Raw genomic sequence first — 25,499 nt, 5'->3', positions numbered from 1 at the left:
CTCCGTTTAGCAAGGGAAAAGGTGACCCGAGTGCGCGCCGACGCCGTACGCAACCGTGAGCGGATAGCGGACATCGCCCGCCAGCTGTTCCGCGAGAAGGGCTACGACGCCGTCTCGATGGACGAGGTCGCCAAGACCGCCGGGGTCGGCGTCGGGACGCTCTACCGCCACTTCCCGACCAAGGAGGCTCTCTACGACGCCGCCATCCAGGCGTGGGTCGAGACCGTGAACGCGGCCGCCGAGAAGGCGCTCGCCGGCGAGGGCAGCGCCCGCGAACGGATGCTCGCCTGGTTCGACGCGTACGTCGAGTTCCTCACCCGCCACAAGGGCGCCGCCTGGCGGATCACCAGCGCGCTGGGCGACGAGGGCTCACCCTTCGCCGCGAAGTGCCGCACCTACCTCAACGCCAACCAGCGGGTCATCGACGCGCTGGGTGCGGAGGGTGCGCTGCGCGGTGACGTCGACGCGCTGCAGCTGTGCCGGCTGGTCGGCGGGGTCGCCGCGGTCGTCGACAACAGCGAGCTCGACCCGGCGGCCGCGCGCTCGATGCTCGCCGTCGTCGCGGACGGGGTGCTGGCGGGCTGAGAAGCCAGTTTCACCGGCCGACCGGTGAAACTCGCGGTTGGACGAGGATTCTTCCTCGGCCCAGCGACAGTTTCACCGGCCAGCCGGTGAAACTTGTGGCCAGTGGGGCTGCTGGGGTCAGCGGCCCTGGTTGGCGACGGCGGCAGCAGCCTCGGCGGCGGCCTCGGGGTCGAGGTAGCGGCCACCGGGGACGACCGGGGCGAGGGTGTCCTCGTCGAGCTCGTAGACCAGCGGCATCCCGGTGGGGATGTTGAGGCCGGTGATGTCGGCGTCGCTCATCTGGTCGAGGTGCTTGACGATCGCGCGCAGGCTGTTGCCGTGGGCCGCGATGAGGACGGTGTGGCCGGCGCGCAGGTCCGGCACGATGCCGGCGTCCCAGTAGGGGAGCAGCCGGTCGATGACCTGCTTGAGCGCCTCCGCGCGGGGCAGCTCGTCGCCGAGGTCGGCGTAGCGCGGGTCACCGGACTGCGAGTAGGGGTCGCTGTCGTCCAGCGGCGGCGGGGGGACGTCGAACGAGCGGCGCCAGAGCATGAACTGCTCCTCGCCGTACTCGTCGCGGATCTGGGCCTTGTCCTTGCCTTGCAGGGCGCCGTAGTGGCGCTCGTTGAGGCGCCAGGATCGACGCACCGGGATCCAGTGCCGGTCGGCGGCGTCGAGCGCGAGCGCGGCGGTGTTGATCGCGCGGCGCTGCAGTGAGGTGTGCACGACGTCCGGCAGGATGCCGGCCTCCGCGAGGAGCTCGCCGCCGCGGACCGCCTCGCCGCGCCCCTTCTCGGTCAGCGCGACGTCGACCCAGCCGGTGAAGAGGTTCTTCGCGTTCCACTCGCTCTCGCCGTGGCGGAGCAGGACGAGCGTGAACGTCATCAGTGCTCGCTCTCGGGCGCCGGGGCCTCGTCGGAGCAGTCGAAGGTCGCGTCGCCGGTCTCGTCGGCGTGCGCCTCGTCGCCCTCCTCCTCGGCGGCGGCGTCGGCGGCCGCACCGTCGGTGGCCTTCTCCGAGGCGGACTCGCTGGGCGTGGGAGTGGGCACCGCGGTGTACTGGTAGCACGGCTTGACGACCGGGACGTCGAGGCTCAGCGTGGTGCCGTCGCTGAACGTCAGGTCGAGCCGGATGACGTCGCCGGCGGTGAAGTTGCCGGTGAGCGGTACGTCGGCCGCGGTGGCCAGGTTGACCGTGCCCCGACCCGCGACCTCGACCGGCTCGAACTCGCCGGCGGAGATGCCCGCGGTCGAGGACACGGACTCGAGCGAGGCGTCCTTGCGCACGTTGTTGGACAGCGCGCCGATCAGCCGGCCCTCGCCCTTCGCGGTCGCGAGGACCCGGATGCCGAGCGCGTCGACGTCGCCGGTGCGGTCGTTGACGCCGGAGGAGATGGTGTTGACCCGGTCGGTCGGGTAGTGGAACCCGCAGCCGCTCAGGGCGGTGGCGGGAACGACGGCCAGCAGCAGGCCGGCGAGCGCGGATCGGCGCAGGTGGGGCATGGCGGAAGGCCTCCGGGTCAGGTGGGGTCGAAGCGGGCTCACTCTAGCGTTGCGCGACGGCGGGTCGCTCAGCGGCTCAGACCGACCCGGGCGCCGACCACGACCAGCGCGACGACGACGCCGACGCTGAACAGGGTCGAGAGCGCGAGCAGCCGGGTCGCGCCGAGCTTGAGCCCGAGCTTGAGCGGCAGGTAGGTCCAGCCGTCCTCGTGGTCGGCGACCAGGCCCCACACGGCCCGCATGAAGTGGATCCCGACGCCGAGCAGCGCGGCGAGCACCACGATCGCCGGCTCGGGCGCGCTGCCGACGGCCTTGCCGCCCCAGCCGCCCCAGGACAGGTACGCCGGCAGCAGGGCGAACGACGCCGCCCACGACCACCACGAGAAGAACCCGGTGCGCAGCACGATGTTGCCGAGCATGGCCACGGCCACCGAGCCGAGGTAGTAGGCGCCGGCGCGCACGCCGGTCGTCGTGGCGAGCGGCACGAGCAGCAGGAACGCGACGACGATGGCGTACCAGACGGTGCCGACCTCGAGCCGGCCCGCGCCGACCGGCTTGCCGGGCAGGCCGTGCGCCTGGTCGCGCTGGCGGTCGACGATGTCGTTGTGCCAGCCGAGGATGGTCTGGCCGACCAGCACCGTGACGAGTACGACGCCCGCCTCACGCGCCGGGCGCCCGGCCACCGCGGCGACCAGTCCCATCGCGAGCGCTGTGGTGATCGCCTGCTTTGCGTGCGCGGCCTGCAGCAACTGGAGGGGGAGCACCTGGGCGGGGTTGCGGCCGCCGAACAGCCAGCCGGTGACCCCCGAGCGATCCGGTACGTGGGGGAGTGGCGGGTGCTCCAGATCCTCGACGTCCTCCGCGACCTCGACGTCCTCCGCGACCTCGACGTCCTCCGCGACCTCGACGTCCTCCGCGACCTCGACGTCCTCCGCGACCTCGACGTCCTCCGCGACCTCGACGTCGGAGGTCTGCTCCGGGGTCTCCTCGGAGGCCTCGTCGGGGGTCTCCGTCGCCAGGGTCCCCTCCTCCGAAGCCCGGCTGTGTCGCCAGCGCTGCATCTTCGCCATGGCGAGCAGTATTGACCACGGCCGACCAGCATGGGGGCGGGCCCGCCGATCGGGCGGGACCGGCCGCCGTGCCCCGGCAAGTGACGTGTCCCACACTGCGACGACCCGCCCGGACCATACGACTGGCCACTTGTCAAGCCGCCGATTGTGCCCCTGACCTGCGCAAACGCATTCGGAGAGTCGTAGAAGGCGTGGTAAGATAGGTCACCTAGGAAGGGGTTTTGCTCATATGACTTTCACCGTCGGCGAAACGGTCGTCTACCCCAATCACGGGGCCGCGGTCATCGAGAACATCGAGATGCGGACGATCAAGGGCCAGGAACGGCAGTACCTCGTGCTTCGGATTGTCGCCCAGCAGGACCTCGTGGTCCGTGTGCCGGCCGACAACCTGGATCTCGTGGGTGTTCGGGATGTCGTGGACAAGGACGGGCTGGACCGGGTCTTCGGAGTGCTCCGCGCGGAGCACGTCGAGGAGCCGACCAACTGGTCGAGGCGCTACAAGGCGAACCTCGAGAAGCTCCACAGTGGCGACGTCATGAAGGTGGCCGAGGTCGTGCGCGACCTGTGGCGCCGCGAGCGTGACCGCGGCCTGTCCGCGGGTGAGAAGCGGATGCTGGCCAAGGCGCGCCAGATCCTCGTCTCCGAGCTCGCCCTGTGCGAGAACACCAACGAGGACAAGGCCGAGACCATCCTCGACGAGGTGCTCGCCTCGTAGGCACCTCCAGCAACGCGCCGACGGCGTCATACGGTGGGTTCCGATGAACCCGCACCCGTATGACGCCGTCGACCTTTTTGCCCCCGTCGCCGGGATCGTGGTCGAGGAGGGCCGTGGCGCCCTCCCGTTCCACCTGATCCATGGCGAGTCCCTCGTGGCCGCGGCCGCGTGGGCCGTGGGCGAGGCCGGGGTCGACCTGCTCGACCAGACCGTGCCCTGGGCGGCCGTCGTCGAGCGCGAGGAGCCGCTGCTCCTGCACGACCCGCTGTGCCCGATGACCCCGCCGGAGTTCCTGCGCCGCTGCGCCGAGCGGGCCGCGGTCGAGGACCGGGTCGTGGTCGGGGTCCGCCCGGTCACCGACACGGTCAAGGAGGTGCACGGTGACCTCCTCGGTACGACGGTCGACCGCGACGCCCTCGTCGCCGTCTGCTCGCCCGTGGTGCTGCCCGCCGCGGTCGTCGCCGACCTGCTCGGCGACGGCGGCCGGCTGCCCACGACCGACTTCACGGCGCTGGTGAGCACCCTGCGCCAGCGGTACGGCGCGGAGCGGGTGCTGCTCGTCGAGGCGCCGCCCGAGGCGCGGCGGATCGCCGTCGAGGCCGACCTCGCGGTGCTCGAGGCGCTCACCGACCCGCGCTAGCGGTTGCGCGGGTCCCGGGTCGGGTCGGCGTACCTCTCCGGGCAGCCGTCGTCGACCGCCTTGGGCCGCAGCTCGAAGTGCCAGGGCTCGTTGTCGTAGATCCGGCACAGGCCGTACCGCGCGCCGTTCGTCCCCAGCCACGCCGCCGCCCGCGCCGGACCGATGTCCACGGCGTCGCCGGACACGTGCGGCGAGTTGTCGGGGGTGGACACCCAGCGGGCGGCCTGCTCGCGGGAGCCGTAGGTCGCGACCGCCTCGTCGAGCAGCCGCTGCTGGTAGGACCGCGAGCGCCAGCCGCTGTTGACGACGAGGTCGACGCCGTCGTCGACCGCGGCCGTCGCGGCGCGGCGCAGTGCGCGCAGCAGGTCGGGGTCGAGCTCGGTCACGCCGGAGTGCTCGTCGTCGTACACCGACGTGCCGTCCGGCAGCTCGCCGTCGCCGACCGGGCCGGAGTCGGCCGCCGACGAGGTCGAGGCGAGGGAGCGGTAGCCGACGGCACCGAGTAGGACGAACACGACGAGGAGGAGGAAGACCGGACGGGTGGGGGAAGTGGTCATGCGACGAGTCAAGGCAGCGCGACGTTGCGAGGGCGTATCGGTTTTTCGATACGCTCGCGATATCCGGCGGCTCGTAGCATTCGAGGAGTGCGGGTGCTGATCGTCGAGGACGAGCCTCTCCTGGCCGAGGCCGTCCGCGACGGACTGCGCCTGGAGGCGATCGCGGCCGACATCGCCGGCGACGGCGACACCGCGCTCGACCTGCTCAGCGTCAACGCCTACGACATCGCGGTCCTCGACCGTGACGTGCCCGGCCCCTCGGGCGACGAGATCGCGCGGCGCATCGTCGCCTCCGGCACTGGGATGCCGATCCTGATGCTCACCGCCGCGGACCGACTCGACGACAAGGCCTCCGGCTTCGGGCTCGGCGCCGACGACTACCTCACCAAGCCGTTCGAGCTCGCCGAGCTGGTGCTCCGGCTGCGCGCGCTCGACCGCCGTCGCGCGCACCACCGACCGCCGGTCCGCGAGATCGCCGGGGTGCGCCTGGACCCGTTCCGCCGCGAGGTGCACCGCGACGGCCGGTACGTCGCGCTCACCCGCAAGCAGTTCGCGGTGCTGGAGGTCCTCGTGGCCGCCGAGGGCGGTGTCGTGAGCGCCGAGGAGCTGCTCGAGCGGGCCTGGGACGAGAACGCCGACCCGTTCACCAACGCCGTCCGGATCACCGTCTCGGCGCTGCGCAAGCGGCTCGGCGAGCCGTGGGTGATCGCCACCGTCGCCGGGGTCGGGTACCGGATCGATGTCGCGGCCGATGTCTAGGCGCCCCGGGCCCAGCGTCCGGCTCCGGCTGACGCTCAGCTACGCCGGCTTCCTGCTCCTCGCCGGTGCGCTGCTGCTCGCCGTCGTGTGGCTGTTCCTGCTGCGCTACGTGCCCGACCAGGCGGTCACCGTGCCGACCCAGGACCTCCCGGGCGGCGGGCCGCGCTCGCCGTACCTGTTCATCCCGGGCCGCTCGGACCTGTGGGAGGCGTTCTGGCCGAAGGCCGCGCTGGTGCTGGGCTTCCTGCTGGTCTGCGGGCTCGGCGGCGGCTGGCTGCTGGCCGGACGGATGCTCGCGCCGCTCGGCAGGATCACCGAGGCCACCCGCCGGGCGGCCGGCGGATCGCTCACCCACCGGATCCGGCTGCGCGGGCGCGACGACGAGTTCCGAGAGCTCGCCGACGCGTTCGACAGCATGCTCGCGCGGCTCGACGCGCACGTCGCCGAGCAACAGCGGTTCGCCGCCAACGCCTCCCACGAGCTGCGCACGCCGCTGACCATCACCCAGACCCTGCTGGAGCTGGCCCGCAAGGACCCGACCCGCGACCCGACCCGTCTCGTCGAGAGCCTGTACGCCGTCAACACCCGCGCCATCGACCTGATCGAGGCGCTGCTCGTGCTCAGTCGGGCCGACCGGCGCTCGTTCGCCCGCGAGGACGTCGACCTCTCGCTGCTCGCGGAGGAGGCCACCGAGACGCTGCTGCCGCTCGCCGAGGCGCGCGACATCGTGCTCGAGACCTCGGGTGACCTCGCGATCGCCCAGGGGGAGCCGGCACTGCTGCTGCAGCTGACCACGAACCTCACCCACAACGCGATCGTGCACAACCTCCCCGAGGGCGGCCGGGTGCGCGTCACCACCCGCCGGGAGACGGGGGCGGCGGTGCTGAGCGTCGAGAACACCGGCGCGCTGCTCCACCCGGACCTGGTCGCCACGCTCGCCGAGCCGTTCCAGCGCGGCTCGGCGCGCACCCATGTCGAGCCCGGGCAGCGGAGTCAGGGCGGTCACGCCGGTGCCGGGCTCGGGCTGGCGATCGCGCGGAGCATCGCCGAGGCGCACGACGGCACCCTCACCCTGGTCGCACAGCCCGGCGGCGGCCTTCAGGTGACGGTGCGGCTGCCGGCCGTAGTCATCTAGGCGAGCAGCCGCTCGGCGACCCGCAGGTCCTCGGCGAAGGTCACCTTGAGGTTGCCCGGGTCGGCGGGCACCGCCCACACCTCCTGCCCGGCGGGCGCGAACGCGGCGAAGGCCGCCGCCGTGTCGGTGCCGTCGAAGCCGGCGTCCGCGGCCGCCGCATACGCAGCCAGCAGTGGGGCGGCTCGGAACGCCTGCGGGGTCGCGACGCCCACCAGCCGGGTGCCCGTCCCACCCGGTGCGGGAGCGGCGGTCGGGTCGCGGGGGAGCAGGCCCGCCAGCTCGTGGGTCGGTACGGCGCCCCCGTGCTCGCGTGCCGTCGCGATCGTCGCCTCGAACAGCGCCACCGTCGCGAGCGGCCGGGCGCCGTCGTGGATCGCGACGACGTCGAGGCTGCCGTCGGCCACCCGCGGCGCGAGCGCGGCCAGCGCCGCCTGCTCGGACTCCTGCCGGGTCGCGCCACCCTCGACGAGCAGCACGTCGCGTTCGCCGATCACCGGCAGCAGCGCGGCACCGACGTCGGCGCGCTCGCCGGGGCGGTGCACCACGACGACCGGGTCGACGCCCGGCACCTCCAGCGCGGTGAGCACCGACCAGGCGAGTACCGGCCTGCCGCGCAGCGGGAGCAGGATCTTGTTGACCTCGGCCCCCACGCGGCTGCCGCTCCCGGCGGCGAGGACGACGACGGCGGCGGTAGGGGCGGGTCTCACCCTGCCGAGCCTAGTGAGTACCGCGCCCCATGCGATTCGGTCGTCCTCTGCCCTCGTTTGCGACCATTTCGTATGGGGCGCGGTTCAGATCTGCCAGCGCCCGGTCGATGAGCGCGAACAGCTCGTCGCTGACCAGCTCGCGGCGCTCGAACGGCAGGTAGTGGCCGGCGTCGGGGGCGACGAGCAGGCGGGCGCCACGGATGCCGCGGGCGATCTTGCCGGCGTGCTCGGGCGGGGTGAGCAGGTCACGGGTGCCGACCAGGACAGTGGTCGGGATGTCGTCGAAGGCCGACAGGTTGCCGATCCGGTCGTGGTTCATCATGTCCTTGAAGAAGCCGGACATGGTCTCGGGCGCGGCGTGGACGAGCTGGTCGACCACGAGCGCGACGTCGCGGGAGCGGGCCGGGCGGCCGAACAGGAACCGGCGGGCGACCTGCCGCTCGATGGTCGGGAACTTCTCGCGGCGGCTCAAGCTGAGCATCCGCGACCGGTTGGCCAGGATGAACGGCAGCCGGTCGCGCAGCAGCCCGCCGGCGACCGCGGGCAGGCCGAGGGTCACCTTCGACAGCTCGCCGCTGGTCGTGCTGACGAACAGGGTGCCGACGATGCGCGCCATCAGGTCCGGGCGCTCCTCGGGGATCGCGGTGATCGTCATCCCACCGACCGAGTGCCCGGCGACGACCAGCGGTCCGTCCGGGGCGCACGTGTCGACGACCAGGCCCAGGTCGCGGGCGAGGTGCGGGATCGTGCAGGCCGACTCGGGAGCGCGGTCGGACCTGCCGTGTCCGCGGTGGTCCCAGGTGATCACCCGGACGTCGCGGCCGTAGCGGGCCAGCAGGTCGGTGACCTGGTAGTGCCAGTCCGACTCCTCGGCCGTCCAGCAGTGGGACAGCAGCACCGTGAGCGGCGCGTCGTCGCGGCCGCGCACGGTGACGTGGAGGCGCAGCCCGTCCTCGGTGATGACGGTGTGGTCGGACATCGCTACCCCCATGTCGGTCTCGGCGTCCCACCCTGCCACGCCCGGGGCCGGTGCGCGACAGCGTGTCGCAGGAAGAGCGGTCAGGAGGACAGCAGCGCGTTCGCGATGGCCGCGACACCTTCGCCGCGCCCGGTGAGGCCGAGCCCGTCGGTGGTGGTGGCCGACAGGGAGACCGGGGCGCCGAGGACGTCGGTGAGCGCGGCCTCCGCCTCGGCGCGGCGCGGTCCGACCTTCGGGCGGTTGCCGATCACCTGGACGGCCACGTTGACGACCGAGAAGCCGGCCGCCTCGACCCGGCGGCGGGTCTCGCCGAGCAGCGCGGCGCCGCTCGCGCCCGCCCACGCGGGCTCCGCCGTACCGAAGTTGCTGCCGAGGTCGCCCAGGCCCGCCGCCGACAGGAGGGCGTCGCAGGCCGCGTGGGCGGCGACGTCCGCGTCGGAGTGACCTTCGAGGCGCACGTCCTCGTCGGGCCAGGTCAGGCCGCCGAGCGCCAGAGGTGGGTCCTGCGGGCCGCGGGGCACCAGGCGGTGGACGTCGGAGCCGATACCAATCCGTAAGCCCTTCGAGTGCACGGTCCGATCATGCCTGAGGAACAATCGGGCCCGTGAGGACCTCCCGCGCCTGGTGGCCACTGGCCGGGCTGATCGCCGGTGCGGTCGGCCTTGCGGTCAGCTACGCCGCGGCCGCCCTGCTCCACGTGCGCGACTCGCCGGTCGTCGCGGTCGCCGAGGGCGTCATCGCGATCACTCCCGGCCCGGTCGCCAAGTGGGCGATCGACACCTTCGACACCGCCGACAAGAAGGTGCTCGTCGTCGGCCTCCTGCTCGTCGTCGCCCTGCTGTTCGCGTGGTTCGGCCGGTTGGCGCACCGGCAGTGGTGGGCCGCCGTGACCGGGTACGTCGCGCTCGCCGGCATCGCCGTGGTCGCCGTGCTCGCCAAGCCGACGCCCAGCCTGATCGACCTCGCGCCGATCGTGGTCGGCCTGCTGTGCTGGCTGGTGGCCCTGGCCCTGCTCGCCGAGTGGCTGCGACGCTGGGAGCTGGTCGAGGACATCCCCGGCCCGACCGACGACGCCCTGCCGACCCGACGGAGCTTCTTCGCCATCGCCGGCGCGATGGCGGCGGTGACCGTCGTCGGCGGGCTGGCCGGGCGGATCGCCGGGAACGCGCGCCGCAAGGCCGAGCAGAGCCGGCGGCTGCTGCGGATCGAGGGCGTCACCGCGCCCGCCGTACCCGACGGTGTGACTGTCGACGTCGAGGGCCTCTCGCCCTGGCAGACGCCGAACGACGACTTCTACCTGATCGACACCGCGATCATCAAGCCGACCATCGCGCCCGTCGACTGGGAGATCCGGATCCACGGGAAGGTCGAGCGCGAGCTCCGCCTGACGTACGCCGACCTGGTGCGTCGCGAGATCACCGAGGACTGGATCACCCTCAACTGCGTGTCCAACGAGGTCGGTGGCGACCTGATCGGCAACGCCTGGTGGAGCGGGGTCCGGCTGGCGGCGATCCTCGCCGAGGCCAAGCCGCTGCCGGGCGCGGACGCGGTGCTGCAGACCTCGGAGGACGGCTGGACCTGCGGGACGCCGCTGGCCGCGCTGATGGACGAGCGCAACGCGATGCTCGCGGTGGCGATGAACGGCGAGCCGCTGCCGATCGAGCACGGCTTCCCGGTGCGCACCATCGTGCCGGGCCTCTACGGCTACGTGTCGGCGTGCAAGTGGGTGGTCGACATGGAGGTCACGAGCTTCGACGACTTCACGGCCTACTGGACCGACAAGGGCTGGTCCGCGCAGGGGCCGGTCAAGATCGCCTCCAAGATCGAGGTGCCCGGCGACGGTGCCGACGTCCCCGCCGGCGAGCTGGTCTGCGCCGGCGTCGCCTGGTTCCAGCACACCGGCATCTCCGGCGTCGAGGTCCAGGTCGACGGCGGCAGCTGGCAGCCCGCGAGCCTCGCGAGCACCCCGAACGCCGACACCTGGGTGCAGTGGCGCGCCGTCCTCGACCTCACGCCCGGCGAGCACCAGCTCCGGGTGCGCGCGGTCGACGAGCAGGGGCGCACGCAGACCGGGGCGATCGCGGACGTCGTACCCGATGGTGCGACGGGCTGGCAGACCATCGACGTCACCGCCTCGGCCTGAGCCGGGCCGAGCGCTACCAGTTGCCGCCCGGCGCTGCCGGGAGCGGGTGGGCGGCGTCGTGGACGACGTACGCCGCGCCGCCGGAGGCCTGCAGCCAGACCTTCTCGAGCTGAGCGCGGGAGTAGACCCGCCGCACGCCGTCGGCGCTCGCCGCCGCGGGGTCGTTGACGATCACGTCGCCGGTCGCGGTGAACCCGACGATGACGAGCAGGTGCCCGTTGGACGCGGAGATCGGGGCGCCGGTGAGCTCGCCGCGGGAGAACGCGATCGAGATGACCGGCGGGATCCCGGCCCGCACCAGCAGCTCGGCGTCGGTGAGGTCGCGCAGCCGGGTCACGAACGCCTCCCCGGACGGGCCGAGCCGGCGGGCGGCGTACGCGGTGTTGAAGGTCCAGTTCCCGGTGCCGTCGTAGGCGTGGTCGTACGTCGAGCGCGCGGCCGCGTCGACCCACGGGTCCGGGTGCCCACCCGGCACCCAGCCGTAGCCGCCGGGCCCGGGCAGCCGGCCGTAGTAGCCGAGCACCATCGAGGTCGAGGTCGGCGAGCACCACGCCTCGCCGCCACCTCCCCACTGCGGGTAGTGGCCGGTGTGGATCATCTGCGAGTAGCGCGGCACCGCGAGCTCGACGCCCCGAGCGACGCCGGGTGCCGACACCGCGCCGACGGCGGGCAGCCGCGAGGTCATCACGGTCGCGAGGTCGACGCGCGGGGACTTCCGGCCCGCCTCGCGACGCAGCGTCACCCGGATCCGGTACGACGCCAGCCCGGCCGTGCGCCAGGTGTCGGTCGCGAGCCGGGTGCCGTCGTCGCCCTGGGTGCCGCCGGAGCGCCGGGAGAGGAACCTGTCCTTCGCGGCCCAGCGGGCCACCGTGTCCCACGATGTCTTCGCACCACTGGCGGCGCGGCCCCGGACCTCGACCGAGATCCAGCTCGAACCGGGCGTGCGGGCCGACCACGACGTGATCAGCTCGGTGTAGTCGAAGCCCGGCGCGACCCACGGGCTCTTCCAGCGACTGCCCTGGTAGGTGCGACCGTAGCGGCGCTCGGTCGCCGTCTGCTTCCAGGTCTGCGGCGCGGCGAAGCGCTGCAGGTGGACCTGGCGCGACGACACGGCGGCCGCCGCGACCGCCTCGGGGCGGTGCTCCGCGGCGGTGCTGCCGGGCTGGCCGGCGACCACCGCGAGTCCGGCCGCCAGGCAGGCGACCAGGGCGAGGGTCAGGGACACGACGGGAACGGGGAAGGACCGGCGCACTGGCCCACGGTACGTCACATCCGTCACTCCCGTCACACTGTGGCGAGTTGGGTCGTTGCCTGCGTCACATCGCGCTCCCCGGTGTTTTGGCGACCCTTCACCGGGGGAGGGTGCGCGTCGTGCTTCGATCCGTCCGCCTGTTGCTGTCCGTCCTCACTGCCGCGCTGCTCGCGCTGGTGGTCGTGCCCTTGACCGCGGTGTCCGCCTCCGCCGCGCCGACCATCGTCGGCGTCGCGCTCGACGAGCAGGGCCAGCCCTTGCGCAACGTCTACTGGGACGTCTACCACCAGGAGAACGGCAGGTGGGTCGGCCTGCAGTTCGGGCCGAAGCTGACCGACGCGAACGGCCGGTTCCAGGTCAGCGGCTATCTCGCCGCCGGGACCGCGTACCGCATCTGCTTCGTCGACGGCTACGCCGGCCAGGCCGGCGACGAGCTCTGGCTGCCCGAGGTCCGGCACCGGAGCACCTGCTGGCGCTCGGACAGCACCGTGTCCACTTCCGTCGAGACCGCGGAGAGCTGGACGGCGACCGACACGTCGAAGACCTTCGAGGTCCGGATGCCGGCCACCGGCCTCGGCATGGTGCCGGGCGCGCCGATCATCGATGGCACGTTCGAGGTCGGCAAGCCGCTGACCGTCACGGGTCTCGAGGGCCTGCGCCCGACCGGCGCCCAGCTGTCCTACCAGTGGTACGCCAGCGACGGCGGCCTCTATGCTCCGATCCCGGGTGCCACGTCAGCCACCTTCACCCCGACCGCCGCCCAGGACCAGAACTCGGTCTACGTCGACGTCACCGCGAGCCTGCCGGGCTACCTGCCGGCCGTGATGAGCGCCCAGGTCAACATGGTCGGCACTCCACACGCCCAGCTCTCCAAGCCGCTGGCGGTCACCGGCACCGCCGCGCCGGGCCAGACCTTGACCGCCGCCTTCGGGGCGCCCGCCCAGACCTACTACAGCGAGATCGAGTGGCTGGTCGACGGCGTGCCGCAGCCCGAGGCGACCAGCCACCAGGCGACGGGCTCGTTCCCGGTCACCGCGGCGATGGCCGGCACGAAGATCGAGGCACGCCTCCACGTCTCCCTGACCGATGCGGACGGCAACTCCGTCGACGGCAGCTACATCGACCGCCGGGTGAGCGTCCAGGTCTCCGGCACCCGCACCTCTCCCTCGCTCGCCGTGGGCACCAAGCCGACGGTCGTGTCTGCGTCGGTCGCCGGTGCGACCACCGTCGGCGACACCCTCGCCGCACCGACCGTTGCCAACGCGACCGCCGGGGCCACCCACCGCTGGATCCGGGACGGCGAGCTGATCGCCGGGGCGACCGGCGCGACGTACCAGCTGCAGACCGCCGACATCGGGCACCGGATCTCCGTCGGCGTCCGGATGACCGGCTCCACGTGGTGGCAGGTGTTCCTCGCCGCCTCGGCTCCCTCCGACGTCGTCCGCGCCACGCCGGTGGACCCGGTGGACCCGGTGGACCCGGTCGGCCCGGGCGTGCAGCCGCCGAGCACCGGCCAGGCCGCCTGCGCGCTGCCCGCCGCCGTCGTCACCGTGAAGGGTCGCGCCGTGGCCGGCGCCAAGCTGAAGGCGAAGGTCGCCGGGTGGGACGGGGCGACGCTCACCTACCAGTGGCTGCGCAACGGCAAGGCGATCAAGCCGCTCGGGAAGGCCGTCAAGGCGTCGTACAAGCTGACCCGCAAGGACCGCGGCAAGAAGATCAGCGTGGTCGTCACCGGGACCAAGCCGTCGTGCGCCTCGGCCACCGCGACCTCGAAGGCCAAGAAGGTCAAGCGCTGACCGAGCCCGCCGTGGCAGGCGGGTCCGCTGACGATGTGAGGCGGACCCGCGCGGATCCCTAGACTGGCGGCGTGACCATCCGGCTCTACGACACCGCGACCCGCGAAGTGCGCGACTTCGTGCCCCTCCACGAGGGCAGGGCGGGTCTGTACGTGTGCGGCCTGACGGTCCAGAGCGAGCCCCACGTGGGGCACGTCCGCTCGGCGGTGAACTTCGACGTCCTCCAGCGCTGGCTGCGCCACCGCGGCTACGAGGTCACGTTCATCCGCAACATCACCGACATCGACGACAAGATCCTGGCGAAGTCGGCCGAGCAGGGCCGGCCCTGGTACAACCTCGCCTACGCGATGAAGATCGAGCTGGACAAGGCGTACGCCGCGCTCAACGTCGCGCCGCCGACGTACGAGCCCGCGGCCACGGGCCACATCCCCGAGATGATCGTGCTCATCGAGCGGCTGATCGACCGGGGTCACGCCTACCCGGCCGAGGACGGCAGCGGCGACGTCTACTTCGACGTGCGCTCCTGGCCGTCGTACGGCGAGCTGACCCACCAGGGCGTCGACGACATGGAGCCGGCCGCCGACGCCGACCCGCGCGGCAAGAGGGACCCCCGCGACTTCGCATTGTGGAAGGGCCGCAAGGACTCCGAGCCGGAGACGGCGTCCTGGCCCAGTCCGTGGGGCCGCGGCCGCCCGGGCTGGCACATCGAGTGCTCCGCGATGGCGGGCAAGTACCTCGGCGAGGCGTTCGACATCCACGGCGGCGGCGTCGACCTGCGTTTTCCCCACCACGAGAACGAGCAGGCCCAGTCGCGCGCCGCGGGGGCTCATTTCGCGTCGTACTGGATGCACAACGCGTGGATCACGACCGCCGGCGAGAAGATGAGCAAGTCGCTCGGCAACACCCTCTCGATCCCCTCGGTGCTGCAGCGGGTGAGCGGCGCGGAGCTGCGGTTCTACATGGTCGCCGCCCACTACCGCTCCCACGTCGAGTTCTCGTTCGAGGCGCTCGACGAGGCGGCTGCGGGCTACCAGAGGATCGTCTCCTTCCTCGACAGGGCCGGGGTCTCGACGGGCTCGACGGGCTCGACCGGCTCGGGCGGTGCGCTGCCGGACGCCTTCGCCGCCGCGATGGACGACGACCTCGGTACGCCGGCCGCGGTGGCCGTGCTCTACGACACCGTGCGCGAGGGCAACCGCCAGCTCGCCGCCGGCGAGGACGTGTCCGCCATGGCCGGCGCGGTCTCGGCGATGCTCGACGTGCTCGGCGTGCACCCGGCCGACCCGACCTGGGCCGGCGCCGGCGCGTCCGGAGCCGAGGAGCGGCTCACCGCCGCCGTCGACGCGCTGGTCGCCGGGCTGCTCGACGAGCGCGCCCAGGCGCGCACCGACAAGGACTGGGCCCGCGCCGACGCGATCCGCGACCGGATCAAGGCGGCCGGCATCGAGGTCACCGACACCCCCGACGGACCCACCTGGAGCGTGAGCTGACCATGGCCGGAAACTCGAGCCGCAAGGGCGCGATCCGCAAGTCGAGCAAGAAGCCGACCGGAGGGACGGGCGGCAAGGTCCGTCGCGGCCTGGAGGGCAAGGGCCCCACGCCCAAGGCCGTCGACCGCGAGTACCACAAGGCGCACAAGATCGCGGAGGCCCGCAAGCGGGCCGACAAGCGCGCCGGGACCCAGCGCGGCGGCCCGCGCCGCAAGCCCGGCGGCGACGAGTGGATCGCCGGGCGCAACCCGGTCGTCGAGGCGCTGCGCGAGCGGGTGCCGGTGACGTCGGTGTACGTCGCCGAGGGCGCCGAGCGCGACGGCCGGCTGCGCGAGGTGTTCCGGCTGGCCGCCGAGAACGGCATCGGTCTGCTCGAGGTCAGCCGCGGCGAGCTCGACCGGCTCACCGACGGCGCGGTCCACCAGGGCCTCGCGGCGCGGATCCCGGCCTACGAGTACGCCCACCCCGACGACCTCCTCGACGCCGCGGACGACCTCGGCCAGAAGCCGCTCGTGGTGATGCTCGACTCGATCACCGACCCGCGCAACCTCGGCGCGATCGTGCGCAGCGCCGCCGGCTTCGGCGCCCACGGCGTCGTCATCCCCGAGCGTCGCGCGGCCTCGATGACGGCTGCCGCGTGGAAGACGTCGGCCGGGGCGGCCGCCCGCTGCCCGGTCGCACAGACGGTCAACCTGACCCGCCAGATCAAGGCCTACCAGGAGGCTGGCTGCTTCGTCATCGGCCTCGCCGCCGACGGCGACCTGACCCTGCCCGAGCTGACCGCGGACGCCGACCTCGTCGAGGGCCCGCTGGTGCTGGTCGTCGGCTCCGAGGGCGACGGGCTGTCCCGGCTGGTCGCGGAGAGCTGCGACCGGCTGATGTCCATCCCGATGGCCGGTGTGCTGGAGTCGCTGAACGCCGGTGTCGCCGCGTCGGTCACGCTGTACGCCGTCGCGGAGGCCCGCGCCCGCGGGTGATCCGCCTGGTCCGCCGCATGCCGGTCCGCCGCTTCCTCAAGGTCCTCGCGTACGTCGGGACCTGGGTGGTCCTGTCCCTGGCGATCGCCGGCGCGATCTTCCTGCACAGTGAGCGGACCGTCGAGATCGCCAGCCACGAGGCGAGGCTCAGCCCCAACTTCTCCGGCGAGGTGGTCGCTCGGATGGGCCCGGTGCTGCCGGACCTGCGGATGCCGTCGGGCTCGCGGGTCGGGGTCGAGGTCGAGCTGGGCAAGACCGACGCCGCGACGCTGGAGGAGCTGACCTCGCGGTACGCCGCCATCGCCTCGCAGCCCGAGGGGCAGATCGCCGTCGCCCAGCGGGCGGTGGAGGCGATGGCGCTCGCCGCGCTGGTGCAGGGCGCCGTGCTCGGCGCCGTGCCGCTGCTGGTGTGGGCCCTCGTCGGGCGCGCCCGACGCCAGGAGCTGTACGCCGGCCTGCCGACCCGGCGGGGCCTGGCCGTCGCGGGGCTCGCCGTCGCCCTCACCGTCGCGGCCGTCGTGCCGTACGGCTGGGGGCGCACCGACCAGCCCGCCGAGGACTGGACCTCGCTGCGCGACTTCCTCGGCCCCGAGGTGCCGCTGCCCGACGAGCTGGACGGGGTCGAGGTGATGGCCGACGCGACGACGGCGCAGTCGCGGCGGCTGATCGAGAGCGGCATCAGCAGCTATGACGAGAGCCTGAAGTTCTACTCCGAGGCCGCGGACGACGCGGCGATGCTCGACCTGCGCAAGCCCGAGGAGGGCGAGACCGTCGTCCTGCTGGTCTCCGACCGCCACGACAACGTCGGCATGGACAAGGTGGCCCGCGCGATCGGCGAGGCGGGCGGCGCGACGGCGGTGTTCGACGCCGGCGACGACACCTCGACCGGCAGCCGCTGGGAGGCGTTCTCGCTCGACTCCCTCGCGGCCACGTTCAAGGACCTCGACGGTCGGTGGGCGGTCGCGGGGAACCACGACAACGGCGGCTTCGTGCGCAGCCACCTCGAGGACCTCGGCTGGACCTACTTCGACGACGAGGTGATCGACGGCCCTGGTGGGTCGCGGATCCTCGGCGTCGACGACCCCCGCTCCAGCGGTCTCGGCGACTGGCGTGACCAGACCGGCCTCAGCTTCACCGAGGTCGCCGACCTGCTCGGCGACGCCGCCTGCGCTGCCGACGAGGACGGCGACCGGGTCAACACGCTGCTCGTGCACGACGCCAACATCGCCAAGCCCGCCCTGGAGCGGGGCTGCGTCGACCTGGTGCTCGGCGGGCACATCCACGTGCAGACCGGCCCGACCCCGGTCACGGCCGACGACGGCCGGATCGGCTACACCTACACGCTCGGCACGACCGGCGGTGCGGCGTACGCCATCGCCATCGGCAGCAAGCTCCGCCGCCCCGCCAGCATCGCGCTGGTGACCTACCGCGAGGGCCGGCCCGTCGGCATCCAGTCGATCACGCTGCAGCCGAACGGCCGGTACGACGTCGACCCCTGGGCGCCGCTCACCTACTGACCACCTGCCGGACACCAGGTTTGGTGATGGTTCGCCGGGGTAGGTGGCGTCCCGTTTTGTTGTGGGTGGCTCGGGATCGCCCTGACCTCGAAAGGGAATCTCGAATGGGGAAGAGCCTGCTGCTCAAGCTGGGCAGTGTCGGTGTCGCGGTCATCGTGATGGCGGTGATCGGTGGCATCAAGTACTTCGGCACGGAGAAGATCGAGCAGGCCAAGGCGCCCGACGTGGGTGAGTGCCTGGTCATGACCGGCTCGAGCTTCGACGCCGACCACAAGGAGGTCGACTGCGGCGACGCGGAGGCGGTCTACAAGATCGTCAGTGACAAGGGCAGCTGCGACGACGCCGAGCTCAACTACACGATCTCGGTCGGCCGCGTGGACTCCGGCAACGTCGCGGACCTGTGCCTGGCGCTGAACGCCGCGAAGGGTGACTGCTTCGACCTGGGCGGCATGTCCACTCCGGCCACGAAGGTCGCGTGCACCGAGGGCGCCAGCAACACGTCTGTCGTCAAGGTCGTCTCCGTCGGCAAGGCCGGCGAGCAGTGCGCCAACGGCAGCCAGCCGCTGGAGAACAAGAAGCAGAAGACCCTGCTCTGCCTCGGGCCGGCTGCCTGAGGCCAGCGCGTTCGGGAACGGTCGGGTCTCTCGGGGCCCGACCGTTCTGCGTCGCTACGCTGTTCCCGCAATCCCCAGTTGGTCTGCCGGGCCAAGGTGCTGCCCCGCCAGGCGGGCCCTACGCTGTTCCCGCAATCCCCAGTTGGTCTGCCGGCAGGGCCCGCCTGACTTTGAATCAGGACAAGCGACGTAGGTTCGACTCCTACCTGGGGAGCTCACTCATCCCTGTCGAGCGCGACCTGGACCAGCCCGCCGATCATGGCGAGGTTCTTGAGCAGCTGCACCTGCTGCTGCTTGCGCGCGGCGGGGTCCTCGACCTTCCAGAACGCGTGCCCGGCCAGTGTCGTCGGGACCATCGAGCCGATCAGCCCGAGGGCGGCGGTGCGAGGGAGCACGCCGGCCGCGATGGCGGCCCCGCCGGCGGCCTGGGCCGCGCCGTTGGCACGCACGAGAAGGGTGTCGTCCTCCGGCAGCGGTACGACGCCGCGCAGGGTCGCGAGGAGCGGCCCGGCAGCGTCGACGCGGCCGCCGGGGGTGCGCAGGGCGTCGACGCCGAGCAGGACGTAGGTGGTTCCGGTCAGCAGGCGGGCGAGCCGCCGGGCGGTCGTGCGCATGCTCCGACCGTACGCTCCCGGCCCAGGCCGAGCCCGGTCAGGCGGAGCGCGGCAGCGACATCGCCTGTCCCTCGGGCGTGAGGTACGCGCCGTCGTCGAAGAGGATGACGCCGTTGCAGAGCCGGCACCAGCCCTGCTCGCTGTGGTCGGCGGTTACGTGGGCGGTGCAGCAGTCGGGGTCCCCGGCGGCCGGGCACTCGGGTGAGTGGTCACACATCGTCGTGCTCCCTTTCGATCGTTCACACTTTCATCTCTGGTGATACGCCTGATCGGCCGCAGATGCACGCTCTTTCGCCGAACTGTGGAAAACGCTCCAACAGTGCGGGCTCACCAGATCCGGGCGCGATGGTCGTCGGCGCGTCCGTGCCGCGGGCACGGCTGCCGCGGCTCGCGCGGGCAGAGGACCCACAGCGCGGTCGCGTCGGCGCCGTAGAGCCGCCACGGGGCGTCGCCGGTGACGTCCTCGACGGCGACGGCGGAGCCGCCGCGCTCCGCCGGACCCGGGTACGACGCCAGCCCGGCCTCGAGGTCGGCGCCCTCGAGCACGGTCGCGCTGCCGGCGGCGTACAGGCAGCGACCGTGGTACGGCGCGACGGTCGAGTCGAACACGGCCAGGCTGACCGCGGGCCGCACGGTGAGGTTGAGCGAGTGCTGCGAGGCGGGCGAGGAGACCCACAGGAACCGGCGCAGGTCGTCGGTGGCGCTGAAGTAGACCGGGGACGTCCAGGGCAGGCCGTCCGCGTCCACGGTGCCGAGCGTGAGGTAGCGGTTGGTGGTGGCCAGGTCGCGTGCGTGCTGCTCGAGAGTGTCGTCCACGGGTGGTCCCTTCGGTGGCTCCTCCCATCGTGCGTCCCGCGGCGGGGTGGGGAAAACCCCACCCCGGATCGGCAGGTCAGGCCCATCGAGCGCGACGCCCGCAGTTCCTAGCGTCGGAGACACCAGATTCCGACGCCAGGAGGCACCCATGTCCGACATCGCGCTCGAGGTCCAGGACCTCACCCGCACCTACGGCGCCGGCGACAACACCGTCGCCGCGCTCGCCGGCATCGACCTCGCCTTCCGGCGGGGCACCTTCACCGCCGTGATGGGGCCGTCCGGCTCCGGCAAGTCCACCTTCCTGTCCTGCGCCGCGGGCCTCGACGACCCGACCAGCGGCCGGGTCCTCGTCGGCGGCACCGACGTCACCGACTGGGACGAGGAGCGTCGCACCCGGCTGCGCCGCGAGCGGATCGGGTTCGTCTTCCAGGGCTTCCACCTGCTGCCGTACCTCTCCGCCGCCCAGAACGTCGGCCTCCCCAGCCGCCTCGCCGGCAAGCGGGTCGACCGCGAGCGGGTGCGCTACCTGCTCGACCGGGTCGGCCTCGGCGGCCGGGCGCACCACCTGCCGGGCAGCCTGTCCGGCGGCCAGCAGCAGCGGGTCGCCATCGCCCGGGCACTCCTCACCGCGCCCGACGTGCTGCTCGCCGACGAGCCCACCGGCGCCCTCGACTCCGCCACCGCCCGCCAGGTCCTCGGCGTCCTGCGCAGCAGCGTCACCGACCTCGGCCAGACCGTGGTGATGGTGACCCACGACCCCGTCGCGGCGTCGTACGCCGACGAGGTCGTCTTCCTCGTCGACGGCCGGGTCGCGGGCCGGATGGCCCACCCCACCGCCGACGCCGTCGCCGGCCAGATGGCCCACCTCGACGAGCTGGTGTCGGCATGAGCAGCGGGATGAACGCTTTGGCCCTGCGCAGCCTGCGCCACCGTCCGCGCGCCGCCGTCGCCACCTTCCTGGCGGTCCTGCTCGGCACCCTGCTCATCGGCTCCTTCGCCACCCTCGCCGAGTCGTCGGGCGCCGCGTCCGGCACCGACGCCGACACGCTGGTCATCCTCGGCGCCGTGGTCGGCGGCTGGGGCGCGGTGATCGTGCTCTTCTCGGTCGCCTCGACCGTCGGGATCACCACCACCCAGCGCGCCACCGAGATCGGCCTGCTGCGCACCATCGGAGCCACGCCCCGCCAGGCCCGCCGGCTGATCGCTCGCGAGACCGGTGCGATCGCCGTGACGGCCGCCGTCGCCGGCGCCCTCCTCGCCTCAGTGACCGGTCGCGCGCTGTTCGCGATGATCCGCTCCGGCGGGCTGGTCTCCGAGCGCACGGAGTACGACGCCGGACCGGCCGCGGTGGGCGGTGCCGCCCTCCTCGTCCTCGTCGTGTCCGCCCTGGCCGCGAGCGTGGCCGCCCGCCGCGCGACCCGCGGCCCCGCCGGGGTGGTCGCCCGCGAGAGCGGCGGCGAGCAGGGCCGGATGCGGTGGTGGCGGGTCGCGGTCGCGCTGCTGCTGATCGGCTACGGGATCGCGATGGCCGTCATCACGATCACCGTGACCGCGCACGACGCCGACCCGTACGCCGCGATGTCGACCAGCGGCTCCAGCTCGATCCTGGTCGGCGTCGGGATGGCCGTGCTCGCGCCTGTCCTCCTCCGCTGGGGTGCCGGTCCGGTCCGGCTGCTGGCCGGCACCTCCGCGACGGCCCACCTGGCGTCGTACAACACCGCCCGCCGGGCGCACCTGCTCGCCGGCGTGCTCGCCCCCGTCGTCGTGCTGACCTCGGCCGCCGTCGGCACCCTGATGCTGGTCGACATCGACCAGCGCACCCTGCCGGGAGGGACCGCCGACAGCGACACGATCAACCTGCTCAACAACGTCGTCGTCGGGATGGTCTCGCTGTTCGCCGCGATCATGGTCGTCAATGCCTTCTCCGCGACGATCGCGCACCGCCGCGAGGAGCTGCACCGGCTGCGGCTGCTCGGCGCCACGCCCCGCCAGGTCCGCGGCTCGGTGGTCGCCGAGGCGGGGGTCGTCGCCGTCGTCGGCGTCGTGCTCGGCACCGTCGCCGCACTGACCACCGTCGTCCCGTTCGCCGTCGCCCGCCACGAGGGCGTGGTCCCGGACGGCGGCCTGTGGTTGGCGCCCGTCGTGGTCGCCGCGGTCGTCGCACTGACCATCGGGTCGGCACGCGGTGCGGTGCGCAGCGCCGCACGGGAGACGGCGCGATGACAGACTTGGCCACGATGGACGTGCTGGCTCCGATCCGACCGCTGCCCGTGACGCCGGTCGACGAGGCCGGGCTGCGGGAGCGGCTGCGGCTGAGCCTGGTGGCCGCCGGGTACGCCGTCTCCTTCGTCCCCGGCCTGGCGCTGGCCATCCTCACCCTGCTCTGCATCCCGCTCGGGCTCGTCGGGGTCGGCTTCCTGCTGGCGCTCGGCGTGGTCCCCGCGACCGCGGCGCTCACCGGCGTCCACCGCCGGATGAGCGGGCGGCTGCTCGGGGAGTCGATCGAGACGTCGTACGCACCGGCCCGGGGCGTCGCCCTGGTCCGGCCGGCGTACTGGCTGCGCGACCCGGCCCGCTGGCGGGACTTCGGCTTCCTCTGCTTCGCCGCGACCGGTGGCTTCGTGCTCTCGACCCTGCCGGTCCTGCTGCTGACCACGCCGATCACCTGGCTGATCCTGGCCTTCACGGCCGGCGACTGGGCCTGGGTGCTGCTGTTCGTCTTCAGCGGCCCGCTGCTGCTGGCGTGGTGGGTCACCGCCGAGCCGCTGGTCCGGGCCCGCGCCCGCGCCGAGCGCGCCATCCTCGGCCACGACCGGGTAGCCGAGCTCGAGGAGCGGGTCGGGCAGGTCGAGGAGTCCCGGGCCGAGACGCTCGACCACTCCGCGGCCGAGGTGCGCCGCATCGAGCGCGACCTCCACGACGGCGCCCAGGCCCGGATCGCCTCGGTCGGGATGAGCGTCGGGCTCGCCGAGAAGCTGCTGCAGACCGACCCGGCAGCTGCCGCCGCCCTGCTGCGTGAGGCCCGCGAGACCACGATGGACGCCCTCGACGACCTGCGCTCCGTGGTCCGCGGCATCCACCCGCCGGTCCTCGCCGACCGCGGACTCGCCGGCGCGATCGAGGCGCTCGCGGTCGCCATGCCCGTCCCCGTCGCCGTCTCGGTCAGCGTCCCGAGGCTGCCCGCTCCCGTCGAGTCCGCCGCCTACTTCGCCGTCGCCGAGTGCCTCGCCAACACCGTGAAGCACGCGGCGGCGAGCCGGGCCTGGGTGACCGGGACGTACGACGACGGGCGGCTGCGCCTCGTCGCCGGCGACGACGGCCGCGGGGGAGCCGACGCTGCCGGCTCCGGGCTCGCGGGTGTCGTGCGCCGGCTCGCCGCATTCGACGGCACGATGGCCCTCGACAGTCCCACCGGTGGACCGACCACGGTCCGGATGGAGGTGCCGTGCCTGCCCCTCTGAGAGCAGTGCTCGCCGAGGACCAGGCGCTGCTGCGCGTGGGCCTCACCCGGATCCTCGAGTCCGGCGGGATCTCGGTCGTCGAGGCCGTGGACAACGCGCCCTCACTGGCCCGGGCGCTGACCCGCGACGACATCGACATCGCCGTGGTCGACGTACGCCTCCCGCCGACCAACACCACCGAGGGACTCGAGGCCGCGACCGCGGTGCGCGCCACGCGGCAGGCGTTCCCGGTGCTGGTGCTCAGCCAGTGGGTCGAGCCCCTCTACGCACGGGACCTGCTGGCCGGGGGAGAGGGCGCGATCGGGTACCTCCTCAAGGACCGGGTCGCCGACGTGGACGGGTTTCTCGCCGCCGTCCACCAGGTGGCCTCCGGCGGCACCGTGCTCGACCCGGAGGTGGTCGCCGCTCTCGTCTCCGCGCGGTCACGACCTCTGGACCGGCTCACCGACCGCGAGCGCGAGGTGCTCACGCACATGGCCGAGGGCCGCTCCAATGCGGCGATCGCGGCGCGGATGGTCGTCACCGAGAAGGCCGTCGGCAAGCACATCAACAACATCTTCACCAAGCTCGACCTGCCCCAGGCCGCCGACGACAACCGGCGGGTGCTGGCGGTGCTGGCCTGGCTGGACGGGCGCTGACGCTCGCCGATCCGGGGCGTCTAGGGTGGCGACGTGAGCGACCTGACCGTCATCGTCCTCGCCGCCGGCGGCGGCACCCGCATGAAGTCGAAGACCCCGAAGGTCCTCCACCGCATCGGCGGACGCACCATGATCGGTCACGTCCTGGCAGCGGTCGGCGCGCTCGAGCCGGTCCGGCTGGTGACCGTCGTCGGACACCAGCGCGAGCTGGTCGCGCCCCACGTGAGCGAGCTGCGGCCAGACGCCGTCCTGGCGGTCCAGGAGGAGCAGCTCGGCACCGGGCACGCCGTACGGATGGCGCTGGAGGCGCTCGACGGATCGCCGGGCGAGGGCGTCGTGCTGGTCGCCAACGGCGACACGCCCCTGCTCGAGGCCGAGACGCTGCGGGCCTTCGCGGAGGCGCACCGTGCCGCGCGGGCTGCGGTCAGCATCCTCAGCGGCATCGTCGCCGAGCCGTTCGGCTACGGCCGGATCGTGCGCGACGAGGCCGGCGTCGTGCAGGCGATCGTCGAGGAGAAGGACGCTACCGAGGCCGAGCGGGCCATCACCGAGATCAACTCCGGCATCCTTGCCTTCGACGCGGCCTTCCTCGCCGACGCCGTCGGCCGGATCGGCAACGACAACGCCAAGGGCGAGTACTACCTCACCGACGCGATCGGCCTGGCCCGCGACGCGGACCTCGTCGTCACCGCGCACCCGATCGACGACGCGCTGCAGACCGAGGGGGCCAACGACCGCGCCCAGCTCGCCGACCTCGGCCGCGAGCTCAACCGCCGCATCGTCACCCGCTGGATGCGGGACGGCGTGAGCGTGATGGACCCGACGACCACCTGGATCGACGCCGACGTGGTCCTCGCCCCCGACGTCACGATCCTCCCCGGCACCCAGCTCCTCGGCGCGACCGTCGTCGCCGAGGACGCCGTGATCGGCCCCGACACCACGCTCGAGGACTGCGAGATCGGCGCCGGCGCGCGTGTCGTACGGGCCCACGGGCAGCTCGCCGTCATCGGCGCCGGCGCCTCGGTCGGCCCCTTCGCCTACCTCCGGCCCGGCACCCTGCTCGGCGCCGACGGCAAGATCGGCACCTTCGTCGAGACCAAGAACGCGCAGATCGGCGACGGCGCCAAGGTCCCGCACCTGTCGTACGTCGGCGACGCCGAGATCGGCGAGGGCACCAACATCGGCGCCGGCACGATCTTCGCCAACTACGACGGCGTCGCCAAGCACCGCACCGTCGTCGGCAAGCAGGCCAAGACCGGCTCCAACAACACCTTCGTCGCGCCCGTCGAGATCGGCGACGGCGCCTCGACCGGCGGCGGGACCGTCGTACGACGCAACGTGCCGGCCGGTGCGCTCGCCGTCAGCGCCGCACCCCAGCGCAACCTCGACGGCTGGGTCGCCTCGCACCGGGCCGGCACGGCGCAGGCGGCGGCCGCGGAGGCTGCTGTGGCTGCTGTGGCGGGCGCCACCGATGAACAGTCCGAAAACGGACCCGGACTTGGGGGCGACGCCGCCGAGCGGGCAGAATCCTAGGTACCACCTTCGGCGACCAG

General features: G+C 73.0%; 27 protein-coding genes and 1 tRNA gene. 17 read left to right on the top strand and 11 right to left on the bottom strand.

Annotation, left to right across the window (positions count from 1 at the left end; translation table 11 throughout):
- Positions 1-21: 21 nt before the first annotated feature.
- Positions 22-585, top strand: coding sequence for a TetR/AcrR family transcriptional regulator (locus FBY23_RS23005; RefSeq protein ID WP_260806514.1), 564 nt, complete (start codon positions 22-24; stop codon positions 583-585).
- 117 nt (positions 586-702) lie between these two features.
- On the opposite strand, the gene FBY23_RS23000 is transcribed toward FBY23_RS23005, so the two are convergent.
- The 3 genes from FBY23_RS23000 to FBY23_RS22990 form a co-directional block, all read right to left on the bottom strand.
- Positions 703-1,449 (bottom strand): phosphoglyceromutase, encoded by a 747-nt coding sequence (locus tag FBY23_RS23000; protein ID WP_141800266.1) that lies wholly within the window; start codon positions 1,447-1,449, stop codon positions 703-705.
- Positions 1,449-2,066, bottom strand: a complete 618-nt coding sequence (locus FBY23_RS22995; RefSeq protein WP_141800265.1) for a hypothetical protein — start codon at positions 2,064-2,066, stop codon at positions 1,449-1,451. The genes FBY23_RS23000 and FBY23_RS22995 overlap by 1 nt, the downstream gene beginning before the upstream one ends.
- A gap of 68 nt (positions 2,067-2,134) precedes the next feature.
- Positions 2,135-3,136: a hypothetical protein gene (locus FBY23_RS22990; protein WP_141800264.1), complete on the bottom strand. Its 1,002-nt coding sequence runs from the start codon at positions 3,134-3,136 to the stop codon at positions 2,135-2,137.
- A 229-nt stretch (positions 3,137-3,365) separates the two neighbouring features.
- Here FBY23_RS22990 and FBY23_RS22985 point away from each other — a divergent pair, with 229 nt between their 5' ends.
- Positions 3,366-3,851, top strand: coding sequence for a CarD family transcriptional regulator (locus FBY23_RS22985; RefSeq protein ID WP_028654642.1), 486 nt, complete (start codon positions 3,366-3,368; stop codon positions 3,849-3,851).
- Positions 3,852-3,894: 43 nt separating this feature from the next.
- Complete coding sequence (locus FBY23_RS22980; protein WP_141800263.1) at positions 3,895-4,491, top strand: 2-C-methyl-D-erythritol 4-phosphate cytidylyltransferase; 597 nt, start codon at positions 3,895-3,897, stop codon at positions 4,489-4,491.
- Here FBY23_RS22980 and FBY23_RS22975 read toward each other — a convergent pair.
- Positions 4,488-5,048 carry a M15 family metallopeptidase gene (locus FBY23_RS22975; protein ID WP_141800262.1) on the bottom strand — a complete coding sequence of 187 codons (561 nt, stop codon included), beginning with the start codon at positions 5,046-5,048 and terminating at the stop codon, positions 4,488-4,490. The two genes, FBY23_RS22980 and FBY23_RS22975, sit on opposite strands and share 4 nt — an antisense overlap.
- A gap of 87 nt (positions 5,049-5,135) precedes the next feature.
- On the opposite strand from FBY23_RS22975, the gene FBY23_RS22970 reads away from it, so the two are divergent.
- Positions 5,136-5,807, top strand: coding sequence for a response regulator transcription factor (locus FBY23_RS22970; protein WP_141800261.1), 672 nt, complete (start codon positions 5,136-5,138; stop codon positions 5,805-5,807).
- Positions 5,800-6,942: a HAMP domain-containing sensor histidine kinase gene (locus tag FBY23_RS22965; protein WP_141800260.1), complete on the top strand. Its 1,143-nt coding sequence runs from the start codon at positions 5,800-5,802 to the stop codon at positions 6,940-6,942. The genes FBY23_RS22970 and FBY23_RS22965 overlap by 8 nt, the downstream gene beginning before the upstream one ends.
- Here FBY23_RS22965 and FBY23_RS22960 read toward each other — a convergent pair.
- The 3 genes from FBY23_RS22960 to ispF all read right to left on the bottom strand — a co-directional run bounded on the left by FBY23_RS22960 (position 6,939) and on the right by ispF (position 9,200).
- Positions 6,939-7,649 (bottom strand): 2-C-methyl-D-erythritol 4-phosphate cytidylyltransferase, encoded by a 711-nt coding sequence (locus FBY23_RS22960; protein ID WP_141800259.1) that lies wholly within the window; start codon positions 7,647-7,649, stop codon positions 6,939-6,941. The two genes, FBY23_RS22965 and FBY23_RS22960, sit on opposite strands and share 4 nt — an antisense overlap.
- A gap of 10 nt (positions 7,650-7,659) precedes the next feature.
- Entirely contained in the window at positions 7,660-8,628 is a 969-nt protein-coding gene (locus FBY23_RS22955) for an alpha/beta fold hydrolase (protein ID WP_160158341.1), read from the bottom strand.
- An 80-nt stretch (positions 8,629-8,708) separates the two neighbouring features.
- Positions 8,709-9,200 carry a 2-C-methyl-D-erythritol 2,4-cyclodiphosphate synthase gene (ispF, locus tag FBY23_RS22950; protein ID WP_141800257.1) on the bottom strand — a complete coding sequence of 164 codons (492 nt, stop codon included), beginning with the start codon at positions 9,198-9,200 and terminating at the stop codon, positions 8,709-8,711.
- A gap of 32 nt (positions 9,201-9,232) precedes the next feature.
- On the opposite strand from ispF, the gene FBY23_RS22945 reads away from it, so the two are divergent.
- Positions 9,233-10,771 carry a molybdopterin-dependent oxidoreductase gene (locus tag FBY23_RS22945; protein WP_141800256.1) on the top strand — a complete coding sequence of 513 codons (1,539 nt, stop codon included), beginning with the start codon at positions 9,233-9,235 and terminating at the stop codon, positions 10,769-10,771.
- A 13-nt stretch (positions 10,772-10,784) separates the two neighbouring features.
- Here the strand turns inward: FBY23_RS22945 and FBY23_RS22940 are convergent, their stop codons facing one another.
- Positions 10,785-12,023, bottom strand: a complete 1,239-nt coding sequence (locus tag FBY23_RS22940; RefSeq protein WP_141800255.1) for a C39 family peptidase — start codon at positions 12,021-12,023, stop codon at positions 10,785-10,787.
- A 119-nt stretch (positions 12,024-12,142) separates the two neighbouring features.
- On the opposite strand from FBY23_RS22940, the gene FBY23_RS22935 reads away from it, so the two are divergent.
- The 6 genes from FBY23_RS22935 (at position 12,143) to FBY23_RS22910 (ending at position 18,631) form a co-directional block, all read left to right on the top strand.
- Positions 12,143-13,819 (top strand): hypothetical protein, encoded by a 1,677-nt coding sequence (locus FBY23_RS22935; RefSeq protein WP_141800254.1) that lies wholly within the window; start codon positions 12,143-12,145, stop codon positions 13,817-13,819.
- 71 nt (positions 13,820-13,890) lie between these two features.
- Positions 13,891-15,309, top strand: a complete 1,419-nt coding sequence (cysS, locus tag FBY23_RS22930; RefSeq protein ID WP_141800253.1) for a cysteine--tRNA ligase — start codon at positions 13,891-13,893, stop codon at positions 15,307-15,309.
- 2 nt (positions 15,310-15,311) lie between these two features.
- Entirely contained in the window at positions 15,312-16,286 is a 975-nt protein-coding gene (gene rlmB, locus FBY23_RS22925) for a 23S rRNA (guanosine(2251)-2'-O)-methyltransferase RlmB (protein WP_141800252.1), read from the top strand.
- Positions 16,283-17,803, top strand: coding sequence for a metallophosphoesterase (locus FBY23_RS22920; RefSeq protein ID WP_160158340.1), 1,521 nt, complete (start codon positions 16,283-16,285; stop codon positions 17,801-17,803). Before rlmB ends, FBY23_RS22920 begins: the two co-directional genes overlap by 4 nt.
- Before the next feature lie 104 nt (positions 17,804-17,907).
- Positions 17,908-18,417 (top strand): hypothetical protein, encoded by a 510-nt coding sequence (locus FBY23_RS22915; protein WP_141800251.1) that lies wholly within the window; start codon positions 17,908-17,910, stop codon positions 18,415-18,417.
- Positions 18,418-18,552: 135 nt separating this feature from the next.
- Positions 18,553-18,631: transfer RNA gene (locus FBY23_RS22910), tRNA-Gln, on the top strand.
- 1 nt (position 18,632) lies between these two features.
- On the opposite strand, the gene FBY23_RS22905 is transcribed toward FBY23_RS22910, so the two are convergent.
- From FBY23_RS22905 to FBY23_RS22895, 3 genes are all read right to left on the bottom strand, one after another.
- Positions 18,633-19,031: a DoxX family membrane protein gene (locus tag FBY23_RS22905; protein ID WP_141800250.1), complete on the bottom strand. Its 399-nt coding sequence runs from the start codon at positions 19,029-19,031 to the stop codon at positions 18,633-18,635.
- Positions 19,032-19,068: 37 nt separating this feature from the next.
- On the bottom strand, positions 19,069-19,248 hold the full coding sequence (locus FBY23_RS22900) for a DUF5999 family protein (protein WP_141800249.1): 180 nt from the start codon (positions 19,246-19,248) through the stop codon (positions 19,069-19,071).
- A gap of 110 nt (positions 19,249-19,358) precedes the next feature.
- Entirely contained in the window at positions 19,359-19,847 is a 489-nt protein-coding gene (locus FBY23_RS22895; RefSeq protein WP_260806513.1) for a pyridoxamine 5'-phosphate oxidase family protein, read from the bottom strand.
- A 148-nt stretch (positions 19,848-19,995) separates the two neighbouring features.
- Here FBY23_RS22895 and FBY23_RS22890 point away from each other — a divergent pair, with 148 nt between their 5' ends.
- From FBY23_RS22890 to glmU, 5 genes are read left to right on the top strand one after another with little or no spacing between them, the layout of a single operon-like run.
- Positions 19,996-20,736, top strand: coding sequence for an ABC transporter ATP-binding protein (locus FBY23_RS22890; protein ID WP_141800247.1), 741 nt, complete (start codon positions 19,996-19,998; stop codon positions 20,734-20,736).
- Positions 20,737-20,744: 8 nt separating this feature from the next.
- Positions 20,745-22,070: an FtsX-like permease family protein gene (locus FBY23_RS22885; RefSeq protein ID WP_222117919.1), complete on the top strand. Its 1,326-nt coding sequence runs from the start codon at positions 20,745-20,747 to the stop codon at positions 22,068-22,070.
- Between the two features lie 14 nt (positions 22,071-22,084).
- The gene (locus FBY23_RS22880; protein WP_222117918.1) at positions 22,085-23,308 is read left to right on the top strand and encodes a histidine kinase; all 1,224 of its coding nucleotides are present in this window, start codon (positions 22,085-22,087) and stop codon (positions 23,306-23,308) included.
- Positions 23,305-23,946 (top strand): response regulator transcription factor, encoded by a 642-nt coding sequence (locus FBY23_RS22875; RefSeq protein WP_141801226.1) that lies wholly within the window; start codon positions 23,305-23,307, stop codon positions 23,944-23,946. The genes FBY23_RS22880 and FBY23_RS22875 overlap by 4 nt, the downstream gene beginning before the upstream one ends.
- A gap of 33 nt (positions 23,947-23,979) precedes the next feature.
- The gene (gene glmU, locus FBY23_RS22870; RefSeq protein WP_141800244.1) at positions 23,980-25,479 is read left to right on the top strand and encodes a bifunctional UDP-N-acetylglucosamine diphosphorylase/glucosamine-1-phosphate N-acetyltransferase GlmU; all 1,500 of its coding nucleotides are present in this window, start codon (positions 23,980-23,982) and stop codon (positions 25,477-25,479) included.
- Positions 25,480-25,499 lie beyond the last annotated feature (20 nt).

The organism is Nocardioides sp. SLBN-35, assembly GCF_006715725.1.
In the GTDB taxonomy this organism is placed as follows: domain Bacteria; phylum Actinomycetota; class Actinomycetes; order Propionibacteriales; family Nocardioidaceae; genus Nocardioides.
The sequence above is the reverse complement of the archived record's forward strand: the minus strand, read 5'-3'. Positions and strand labels throughout refer to the sequence as shown.

Bases quoted from the DNA above. Each gene is read 5' to 3' on its own strand.
- FBY23_RS22890 (WP_141800247.1), top strand. From the start codon at position 19,996: ATGTCCGACATCGCGCTCGAGGTCCAGGACCTCACCCGCACCTACGGC.
- FBY23_RS22995 (WP_141800265.1), bottom strand. From the start codon at position 2,066: ATGCCCCACCTGCGCCGATCCGCGCTCGCCGGCCTGCTGCTGGCCGTC.
- FBY23_RS23000 (WP_141800266.1), bottom strand. From the start codon at position 1,449: ATGACGTTCACGCTCGTCCTGCTCCGCCACGGCGAGAGCGAGTGGAAC.
- FBY23_RS22905 (WP_141800250.1), bottom strand. From the start codon at position 19,031: ATGCGCACGACCGCCCGGCGGCTCGCCCGCCTGCTGACCGGAACCACC.
- rlmB (WP_141800252.1), top strand. From the start codon at position 15,312: ATGGCCGGAAACTCGAGCCGCAAGGGCGCGATCCGCAAGTCGAGCAAG.
- FBY23_RS22915 (WP_141800251.1), top strand. From the start codon at position 17,908: ATGGGGAAGAGCCTGCTGCTCAAGCTGGGCAGTGTCGGTGTCGCGGTC.
- FBY23_RS22985 (WP_028654642.1), top strand. From the start codon at position 3,366: ATGACTTTCACCGTCGGCGAAACGGTCGTCTACCCCAATCACGGGGCC.
- FBY23_RS22955 (WP_160158341.1), bottom strand. From the start codon at position 8,628: ATGTCCGACCACACCGTCATCACCGAGGACGGGCTGCGCCTCCACGTC.
- FBY23_RS22900 (WP_141800249.1), bottom strand. From the start codon at position 19,248: ATGTGTGACCACTCACCCGAGTGCCCGGCCGCCGGGGACCCCGACTGC.
- FBY23_RS22980 (WP_141800263.1), top strand. From the start codon at position 3,895: ATGAACCCGCACCCGTATGACGCCGTCGACCTTTTTGCCCCCGTCGCC.
- FBY23_RS22885 (WP_222117919.1), top strand. From the start codon at position 20,745: ATGAACGCTTTGGCCCTGCGCAGCCTGCGCCACCGTCCGCGCGCCGCC.
- FBY23_RS22975 (WP_141800262.1), bottom strand. From the start codon at position 5,048: ATGACCACTTCCCCCACCCGTCCGGTCTTCCTCCTCCTCGTCGTGTTC.
- FBY23_RS22880 (WP_222117918.1), top strand. From the start codon at position 22,085: ATGGACGTGCTGGCTCCGATCCGACCGCTGCCCGTGACGCCGGTCGAC.
- FBY23_RS22965 (WP_141800260.1), top strand. From the start codon at position 5,800: ATGTCTAGGCGCCCCGGGCCCAGCGTCCGGCTCCGGCTGACGCTCAGC.
- FBY23_RS22990 (WP_141800264.1), bottom strand. From the start codon at position 3,136: ATGGCGAAGATGCAGCGCTGGCGACACAGCCGGGCTTCGGAGGAGGGG.